The 9,305-nt window shown below is 52.7% G+C and carries 8 protein-coding genes; 2 read left to right on the top strand and 6 right to left on the bottom strand.

From position 1 onward, the window contains the following. Positions 1–797, bottom strand: a 797-nt coding sequence (locus tag WNY38_RS15415) for an FAD-binding oxidoreductase (protein WP_342858251.1), incomplete at its 3' end; no start/stop codon positions are given. Then, positions 797–2,146: a glutamine synthetase family protein gene (locus WNY38_RS15410; RefSeq protein WP_342858250.1), complete on the bottom strand. Its 1,350-nt coding sequence runs from the start codon at positions 2,144–2,146 to the stop codon at positions 797–799. The genes WNY38_RS15415 and WNY38_RS15410, both read right to left, overlap by 1 nt. A 126-nt stretch (positions 2,147–2,272) precedes the next feature. On the opposite strand from WNY38_RS15410, the gene WNY38_RS15405 reads away from it, so the two are divergent. Then, positions 2,273–2,983, top strand: a complete 711-nt coding sequence (locus WNY38_RS15405) for a GntR family transcriptional regulator (protein WP_342858249.1) — start codon at positions 2,273–2,275, stop codon at positions 2,981–2,983. Between the two features lie 372 nt (positions 2,984–3,355). On the opposite strand, the gene WNY38_RS15400 is transcribed toward WNY38_RS15405, so the two are convergent. Genes WNY38_RS15400 through WNY38_RS15385 form a run of 4 tightly spaced genes read right to left on the bottom strand, consistent with a single transcriptional unit; the run spans position 3,356 to position 8,299 of the window. Next, positions 3,356–4,315, bottom strand: a complete 960-nt coding sequence (locus WNY38_RS15400) for a substrate-binding domain-containing protein (protein WP_342858248.1) — start codon at positions 4,313–4,315, stop codon at positions 3,356–3,358. 35 nt (positions 4,316–4,350) lie between these two features. Further along, positions 4,351–5,322 carry an ABC transporter permease gene (locus WNY38_RS15395; protein WP_342858247.1) on the bottom strand — a complete coding sequence of 324 codons (972 nt, stop codon included), beginning with the start codon at positions 5,320–5,322 and terminating at the stop codon, positions 4,351–4,353. Beyond that, complete coding sequence (locus tag WNY38_RS15390; RefSeq protein ID WP_342858246.1) at positions 5,312–6,832, bottom strand: sugar ABC transporter ATP-binding protein; 1,521 nt, start codon at positions 6,830–6,832, stop codon at positions 5,312–5,314. The genes WNY38_RS15395 and WNY38_RS15390 overlap by 11 nt, the downstream gene beginning before the upstream one ends. Before the next feature lie 12 nt (positions 6,833–6,844). Beyond that, positions 6,845–8,299, bottom strand: a complete 1,455-nt coding sequence (locus tag WNY38_RS15385) for an aldehyde dehydrogenase family protein (protein ID WP_342858245.1) — start codon at positions 8,297–8,299, stop codon at positions 6,845–6,847. Positions 8,300–8,541: 242 nt separating this feature from the next. Here WNY38_RS15385 and WNY38_RS15380 point away from each other — a divergent pair, with 242 nt between their 5' ends. After that, a complete protein-coding gene (locus WNY38_RS15380) occupies positions 8,542–9,303 on the top strand; it encodes an IclR family transcriptional regulator (protein WP_342858244.1) in 762 nt (253 codons plus the stop codon). The last annotated feature ends 2 nt before the right edge of the window (positions 9,304–9,305 follow it).

Below are 9,305 nucleotides of genomic sequence, written 5' to 3'. Positions count from 1 at the left end.
TGTGTTGAGACCGGCATAACACGGGATGTCAACGTCGGCACCACATGCCCAAGATAAGCGTTTCCGCACAAAACCAGTGTCTTACATGTCATCGTGCCGGTGGTTGTGGTCACAACGGGTTCGACAGCATCGGTATCAACGCCCGTCACCATGGACATTTCATAGATCGTGCCGCCAAGCTTTTCAAAGGCCGCGGCCTCACCAAGCGCGAGGTTAAGCGGGTGCATGTGCGCGCCAGTATGGTCGATCAGGCCACCTTCATAGAGGTCAGAATTGACGTGTTCGCGCAGTTGGTTTTTATCCAGCATCTCTTGGTTCTTGATGCCGTAGCTTTCCCAAAGTTTTTTGCGTTCTTCGAGCTCTTTCATGTGCGCCTTGGTCAAGCCCGTGAAAACGTTCTTCTCTTTGAGATCACATTGGATGTCATACGTCTTGATCCGCTCGCGGATGATTTCACCGCCTTCTTGCACCAGTCCAGCCACAAAAGTTGCGGTGTCCTGACCATAGCGTTTTTTGATCGTCTGAAGGCTTGCGTTCAACCCGTTGACAATCTGCCCGCCATTGCGACCCGATGCGCCCCAACCAACGCGCGCGCCCTCGAGGATCGCGACTTTGTATCCCTTTTCAACAAGATGCAGCGCCGTGGACAATCCAGAATACCCTGCCCCAACCACGCAAACATCAACCTTGTTAGGGCCCGTCAATGGGGGCCGCTCCGGTGAGCGATTGGCCGATGCGGCGTAGTAGCTTGCGGTATGCTTGCCGTCACCTGCGTAGTGTTTGGTCTTTGTGCTCATCACACAATCTCCAGATAGGAATGGTATTCAAAGTCGGTAACTTGGCGCGCGAAGCGTTTGAGTTCTTGGGTTTTGGACTCAACAAGCATCGTCTGAAGTTCGGGCGAGAAGACTTCTGCCACATGAGGGCCGTCTTCAAACGCTTCGATCGCGCTCGCCCAATCCAATGGCAAGTGAGGCAGATCAAGACGATATGCGTCACCGACAATAGGAAGCGAGGGCTTCATTTCATTCTCGATCCCCCAAAGCGCGCCACCTAGAATGCTGGTCAGCACCAGATAGGGGTTAGCGTCGGCCCCAGCCACACGGTGTTCTATCCTGCGCGCCTTTGGACTTCCCCCAGGAATACGAATGGCAGCGGTTCGGTTTTCGTAGCCCCAAGCGATGCCTGTCGGGGCATGCGCCCCCGGCATCAACCGACGAAAGGAGTTTTCATGGGGCGCAAAGGTTAGGCTGGTTTCTCGCATCGTTGCCAGCAGCCCCGCGACAGCGGACAGCATAATAGGCGTGCCCTCTTCGCCACCATTGTCGAAAACATTGATCCCGTTCTCGTCCAGCAACGAAAAATGCACATGGAACCCGCTTCCTGCGCGTTCGCCATAGGGCTTGGCCATAAACGTTGCTGCAAAGCCGTGCTTACGCGCAACGCCGCGCACAAGCCGCTTGAATAATACAGCATCGTCACCTGCTTTGAGCGGATCATCGACGTGCAACAGGTTAATTTCGAACTGACCCGCGCCGTTTTCAGAAATTGCGGCATCCGCCGGAATGCCCTGTTGTTCACACGCGTCATAGACATCGTTCAAGAAACCATCAAAGTGCTGAAGCTCGTCAATTGAAAGTGCGCCGTCGGAATCCAGCCGTTTGCCTGTCACAGGCGAATGCGGTGGCTTAGGTTGATTTCCCGACGGGTCACACAAATAGAATTCAAGCTCCGTGGCGACAACGGGCCTCAGACCTTTGGCCTTGAACCGATCGACAACGCGACCCAAAGCGCGGCGCGGATCCCCTAAGAACGGCGTGCCATCTTCCTTGCGCATCCAAAGCATCGCCATTGCGGTCGGGCGGTCAGACCATGTGATAGGCAACAGATCGCGACCTGTGAAATCACAAAGCCCGTCTGAATCGCCCGTTTCAAACACCAGCTTGCTGTTTTCAACATCTTCACCCCAAACATCAACGTTTAAGACAGACAGCGGCATGCGCACACCGCCTTCAACAACCTTGAGGGCTTGATCGACTGGAACACGTTTGCCGCGCAGCGTGCCGTTCAGGTCGCATACGCATGCAAAGATCGATTGGATTTCTGGTCTTTCGGACAACCATTTCGTCACGTTTTCAACTGGCATCGAATCCCCCTTGTGATGCTGTATTAGCATATGTGATATCGTTTTCAAGTTTATGATTTTATTTTACTTGGACTTTAGCTTTCTCTACCTTAAACGGGAATGACTGGGCTTCAAACAGGTGACATTATGGCTGGGCAACAAGAATTAAGCATCCCTGCCCCGCTTCTCGGCGAAGATGCAACAACCCAAGAATCCGTTTACACAAGGCTGCGCCAAGCGATCATGGTCGGAACGATTGAACCGGGCACTAACCTGACAATGCGTGGACTGGCGGATACGATGGGATTGAGTCCAACCCCCATTCGAGAGGCGGTACGCCGTTTGAGTTCAGAAGGCGCTATCGAAATTCTACCCAATCGTCGCATGGCAATCCCCGAGATGACGATGGGACGCTTTGAAGAACTCGTCGCGCTACGAATTTCACTTGAAATACATGCAGCAGAGCGCGCTTTGCCTTACATTTCTGATATTGTCATAGATGAGATGCAAAGACTTGATGAGGAAATGGATATCGCAATCGCAGACATGCGCATTGATGATCTGGCAATTCTCAATCAAAAATTCCACCGCATGTTGTATTCAGTCAATCCAAACCAAGTCTGTGTTCCCGCAATAGAAAGCGTTTGGTTGCAGCTGGGCCCGTTCCAACGTCAAGTCGTTCAACGTGTAAAAGAGTTCTACAAAGTTGACAGGCACAAAGAGATACTTGCAGCGCTCAGGTCGCGCGAAGTCGCATCTCTTGTCGTGGCCATAGAAAGCGATATCCGCGAGGGCATTAGCCATGCCGGAAGACGTTTACTGACCCAGATGCACGCCGGATACGCGACCACCACTTAAGCCGTTCCCGCCCCTGACCAGCAACAAACCACCCAAAAATTTAGCCAACCCCTTAACTGTGCTCGTTGAGCGCCAGCACCACGTGCCCAAACTCCATATTTTGTGATATCTTTATTCAAAACAAAATATCATGCATTACTTAGCAACACATCAGACGGAACGTTCGTACAAAGACTGGCAGACCAAGCCGTTCGCCAAGCGAATGCGCGCCTGCAGCGGCGGTGGCGACGTGCGAATGTGTAAAACTGACACCATTACGGCGCAGGACAGATCCAACAGGGTCTTGCGTTTAAAGTCTTGAGTGGCAGCTGAAAACGCAAAAAGCGACGCAAAATCTGCGCCGCTTTTCGAATTTTCAAACCCTAAGTGGATTTAGAAGACTTTGCTTGGATCGTAGCGTTTCATCGCTTCTTCTTTAAGAACCAGACCGGAATACAGCGGCGTGATGTTGGGCAGTTTTGCCCCAGCCAACAGACCCATCAGGTGATTAAACCCAACGCGACCAATTTCGTCACTGTCGTTCACAGCTGTGGCGATAAAGTTGGTGCCCTCTTGCTGCATTTCCCACAGAGTTTCTTTGCTGGCATCAGAGGCAGCAAAGACCATATCCGCGGAACGTCCCGCATCGGCTGCTGCTTTTTGCGCGCCAAGGCACATCGCGTCATTTTCGCAGAAAACCGCATTCAAATCGTCGTGCAGCGCAAGCATGTCGGACATGATTGTGTAACCGCCATCAAGTCCCCAATTGCCAAAACCAGGCGCCACGGTCACTTCGATATCAGCGCTTGAACTGACCGCATCGATAAAGCCGTTAGAGCGCGCAAGCCCGATGGAGTTGTCCGCAGGACCGCCCTTGATCACAAGCACATGACCCGCGCCGCCCAAGTGCTCTTCGATATGTTCGCCAATCGCGTTGCCCATCACATCGTTTTGCGCGCCAACCCAATTCCACGGCGTGGACAGGTCGGTGTTTTTCCAAAGACGATCTACGAAAACCACTGGAATGCCGGCTTCTTCGATTGCGATCAACGCGGATGGAATGGTCTCTGTTGGGCCAGCACTGACGATCAGACCATCAACACCTTTGGCAATAAGATCCTCAATGTCCGACGCCATTTTAGCCGCGTCAAACCCTGCATCTGTTGAGATCACTTCGACGTTGCTATAAGCGTCCGCCTCGCGGTGCACAGCTGTGTCCATCCCTGCAAAATACGGCGCACCGTACAGCAAGTTTGCCATGCCGATGGTTAAGGTTTTGTCTTCTGCCGATGCGGCCCCTGCTGACATGGCGACCAGCGCCGTCAAAAGACCTGTGGTTTGTTTGAAATTCATCACTTTGTTTCCTCCCTAAAGTGTGTCGTCGATTGTTAAGATGGTTTCCGGCGCACCAAGACAGCGACCAGAATGATCAAGCCCTTTACGATCTGCTGATAGTAGGACTGGACATTGAAAAGATTCAGGATGTTATCGATCACCGCCAGCGCGATAACCCCGCCAAACATCCCCCCGACCGAACCGCCACCGCCGCCCAAAACACCACCGCCGATCACAACGGCTGCGATGGCATCAAGCTCGTATCCCGTCCCGACGCTGGGTTGCGAAATCCCAAGACGCGCGGCCAGCAGCACACCTGCAAGGCTCGCGAAGAACCCGCAAATCACATAGGCCAGCGTGGTTTTGGCTTTGACGTTCACACCCGCCAAGCGCACGGTTTCAGGGCTGATCCCAATCGCCATGATCGAGCGGCCCGCGCGGGTGTGGTTCATGAAAACCCAAACGATGGGAATACAGACCAAAAAGATCACAAACGGCACAGGCAGAATGTCAAAAACCTTGCCTGACCCCAATGTTTTCAAAAAGAATTTGTCAGAGGCATAGGTCGGCGATTCACTGTAAATAAACAAAGCCCCGCGCACCACGCCCATCATCGCCAAAGTCACGATGAAAGGTTGCAGGCGCATATAGGCCACCAAAATACCGTTGATCAAACCGATGATCACGCCAACCGACAAAGCCACCAAAATGGCGACGCTGATATGCACCTGCCCCTGCAAGCCGGACACCAACAGACCGGCAAAGGCCAGCGTTGGCCCGACAGACAAATCGATGCCACCAGAGCGAATTACAACATACATTCCGATGCTTAAAAAGCCGGTGGTCACCATCTGACGCGAGACGTTGACCATATTGCGTTCGGTCAAAAACACGTCCGAGGTCAGCCCCGTTATCACGACAAGGAGCACCAGTACCACACAGAAAATAAGATTGGTTTTGGCCGATTTGGACATGTGTTTGAAGGTCCAGTTTTTTGCCGCTGGGGTCGTGTTCTTAGAGGTCATTTTTGGGTCTTTCCACATCTGCTGCGGCCACGAAAATATCGTGCTCGGAGGTTGTTACCGGATCAAGTTCAGCCACGATCTTGCCGTCGCGCATCACGTTTATGCGGTGCGCAAGGCCAAGAACCTCGGGCATTTCTGAACTGATCAATAGGATCCCGATCCCTGTCTGGGCCAAGTTCGCAATCAGTTTGTAAATTTCGACCTTGGTCGCGATATCGACGCCGCGTGTTGGCTCGTCCAGGATCAAAACCTTCAATCCCTTCATCAGCAACCATTTGGCAAGCACCACTTTTTGTTGGTTCCCACCACTCATGCGGCGCAAAATATAAGCAAGGTTAAGCGGGCGCAGGTCGAGTTCTTGCACCTTTTGAAACACCATATCGCGTTGCGCCGAGCGGTTCAAAAACGGCCCCCACCCGACGAGGTCCATCGAAGCAAGGCCCGCGTTATCGATGACATCCGCGTCCAGAACCAGACCATCGACTTTGCGTTCTTCTGTGACAAACCCGATGCCCGCCGCCATCGCGCGGGCGGGGCTTGGCGCGTTAAACGCAGCGCCATCCATCACAATTGTGCCCTGATCCATGGGGTCGGCACCAAAGATCGCGCGCATCACTTCGGAACGCCCCGATCCTACAAGACCGCAAAAACCCAAAATCTCGCCGCGCTTCAACTCGAACGATACATCGGCAACCTTCGGCGCGGCCTTCAGCCCCGTGACGCTGAGCAAAGTTTCCGTGCCTGCGGTGCCGCGTTTGGGGAAAATGTCTTCCAACGGACGCCCAACCATAGAACGGATCAAGCGGTCTTTACTCGCCTCTTCGCGTGAAAACGTATCGACAGAAACACCATCCTTGAGCACCACAAAAGTGTCGGCAATGTCCAGCACTTCTTCAAGGCGGTGCGAAATATAAAACACAATCGTGCCGCGGCTTTTAAGCGTCTCTATCAGGCGAAACAGCACATCGCTTTCAGTTTGAGTCAGAACGCCGGTGGGTTCATCAAGGATCAAAACCTCAGGCGACACACGGCTGGCTTTGGCAATTTCGATCATTTGTTGCAAGGCCACGGGATAGGACCCAACGGCATCGCGCACGTTGATATCGCAAATGCCCATGTGCGCCAAATCCGCTTCTGCGTCGCGAAACAACTGATCCCAATCAATGCATTCGATCACGCCAGCCACGCGTTTTATCGGCCATTCGCCAAGGTACAGGTTTTCGGCAACCGACAGTTCTGGCAGCAAACTGAGCTCTTGATAAACGGTGCGAATGCCCAGATCGAAAGCCTTATGCGGTGACAAAATGAATGTTTTCTGATCATCGATTTCAATGGACCCAAGTGTCGGCTGTTGAGAGCCAGACAAAAGCGACATCAAAGTCGATTTGCCCGCACCATTTTCCCCACAAATGGCCACGACCTGCCCACGATGCGCCTCAAAGCTCACCTCTTTGAGAGCCAGAGTCGCGCCAAAGGCCTTGGCGATCTTATGTAGACGAATGTGCTTCACGCTCGGCTCCGCTTAGCAATCAAAGACGTCAAAGGCGTCTTTAAAGATCACAGTTTTCAACTCGCTCATGTCTTTCAAGGTCTCCATAAAGCCCTCGCGCACGCCATTGCCGCTGTTTTTACGACCGCCAAAAGGCAAGCATTCCAACCGCATGGCGGACTGGTGATTGACAACAACCGTACCAACCTCAAGCTTCATGGTCGCGTTCATTATGGCACGAAAATCATTGGTAAAAATGGCGGCCTGTAGCCCAAATTCACTGTTGTTCGCCAAGGCCACCGCCTCATCAATCGTATCAAAGGGCACCAAGGGCAAAACCGGACCAAACACCTCTTCGCGCAGCAATGTGTTATCCTCAGCCACGTCCACAAAAACCGCCGGAGTGATCTGTTGATTGGTACGCACACCGCCCATCAGCAAAGTGGCGCCTTCAGAGACAGCGGCCTGAATTTGGCGTTCGACTGTGTCGGCAGCGCGGGTCGAAATCAAAGGACCGACATCGGTGGCAGGATCTGTATGATCGCCAACAACAAGGCCGCGTGTCAAATCTAGCACGTGATCGACGACAGCTTGGTGAATGGTTTTGTCGATAAACACACGCTTGACCGAACAGCAAATTTGACCATTCCCTGACGTGAACCGCCCCGCCACAATCGCCTGTGCCGCGATCAAAGGATCAACATCGCCACAAATAATCGTCGCGTCGCTGCCGCCCAGTTCCAAGTTGACCTTTTTCAAGGTTTGTGAGGCAGCAACGGACACAAGTTTGCCCACACGGGTGCTGCCTGTCAGCGAGATCATATCCACGCCTTCGATTTCCGCCAAACGCGCGCCAACAACTTCGCCGCGCCCCGTCAAAATTTGATGCGCGGCCTTGGGCAGACCAGCTTCTTCATAATAGCGCGAAATTTCCAGCATCGTCAGCGGGCATTCTTCAGGCGCTTTGGTGATCACGCAATTGCCCGCAGCCAAGCCGCCCGCCAGTTTGTGCGACCACAGCTCGACCGGATAATTGAACGGCACGATGGCCGCCACAACACCCAGCGGTTGATACACAGTATAGGCGAGTGAATTTTCCAAACCCTTCATGCTGTTCAACGGGATGGTGTCGCCGTGAAGCCGCTTGGCTTCTTCTGCGTAGCCTTTGATGATGCGCGCAGCGGCGTCAATTTCCCATCCGTTGATCTCTTTAAATGTTTTGCCATTCTCGGCGTTCAACATCTGAATCAGCATCTCGCGATTTGCCGTGATGCGGCTGGCAACGTCTTCTAAAATGCGCGCGCGCTCATGCGCTGGCATCCGCGCCATGGCAGATTTTGCACTGACGGCTGCGCTGACAGCGCGGTCCACATCCGCTACAGTTGCGGCCGGGGCATGACCCAAAACAGACCCATCATATGGATTTTGAATTGTCATTTCAGCACCATCAGAAGACGAAACCCACTCACCTGAAATTAACATGTTCATCTTGCCGTCCTCTTTTGGCGTTCATTTTTTGTACAACCCTTGTTCGTTCGACATTTAAACTAAGTCAACAAATATTGAACAATGCGAATTCAAAAATATTCTAAATTACTGTATATTAACAATTAAATTTCGTACGATATGCGTACATATCAAAAATCCTCAGGTTTCACGTTAACATAGACAAGCAAATGCAACCTGTGTATCAATGTTGTACACATATTGTTCAAACGGTTTGGAACCTCATGACGCGCGATTCAAACAAAAGCTCAACGGTTCTCAAAGCCTTTCAAGTGCTGGAAACTGTCGCAAACCTGCCGTCGCCGGCCACAGCGCCCGAAATTTCCAAAATGGCAAACATTGAGCGGGTGACGACATATCGGTTGCTGCGCACGATGGAGCACGCGGGCTATGTCGAAATGGACCCCGAGTCCAAAACATATCGCATAAGCCGCAGAATGCTAGCTTTGGCAAAACCTGTTTTGAACGCAGGCACAGACCGGCTTGTGATCGAACGCCTGCTCAATTCCATTGCGCAGCGCACAGGCGAAACCTGTCACTATTCCGAACTCATGGGGCCTGAGACGGTCCTGATTCAAAAGGCGAAGGGCACGCAGCTTGTCGCGGTCGATTTCAGCATCGGCAACCGTGGCGCGCTGCATTCAACATCTGTCGGCAAGGTGATCATGGCCTTTCAACCCGACACGGTGTTCGAGACCTATTTCGAAGGTGAGCTTAAAAAACACACACCCAAGACCTGCATCGACAAAGACAAGATGCGCGCAGAGCTGGCCGTTGTCCATCGCACAGGCGTGGCCTTTGATTTTGAAGAACTGGCCGAGGGCATGAACTGCGTGGCGGTGCCCGTGATCGACCCCTTTGGCGTGGTCGAGGCTGGCATTTCAATTTCAGGCCCCGCCAGCCGGTTCACAAAGAAACATCTGAGTGAACTGGCAAAGATCATGAAAGAAGAAGTCGGGAAAGCAGCCCTGCTCCCCGACATCTAATT

This window comes from Pacificibacter sp. AS14, from assembly GCF_038899935.1.
In the GTDB taxonomy this organism is placed as follows: domain Bacteria; phylum Pseudomonadota; class Alphaproteobacteria; order Rhodobacterales; family Rhodobacteraceae; genus Celeribacter.
This window is presented reverse-complemented; position numbering and strand designations above follow the sequence as displayed.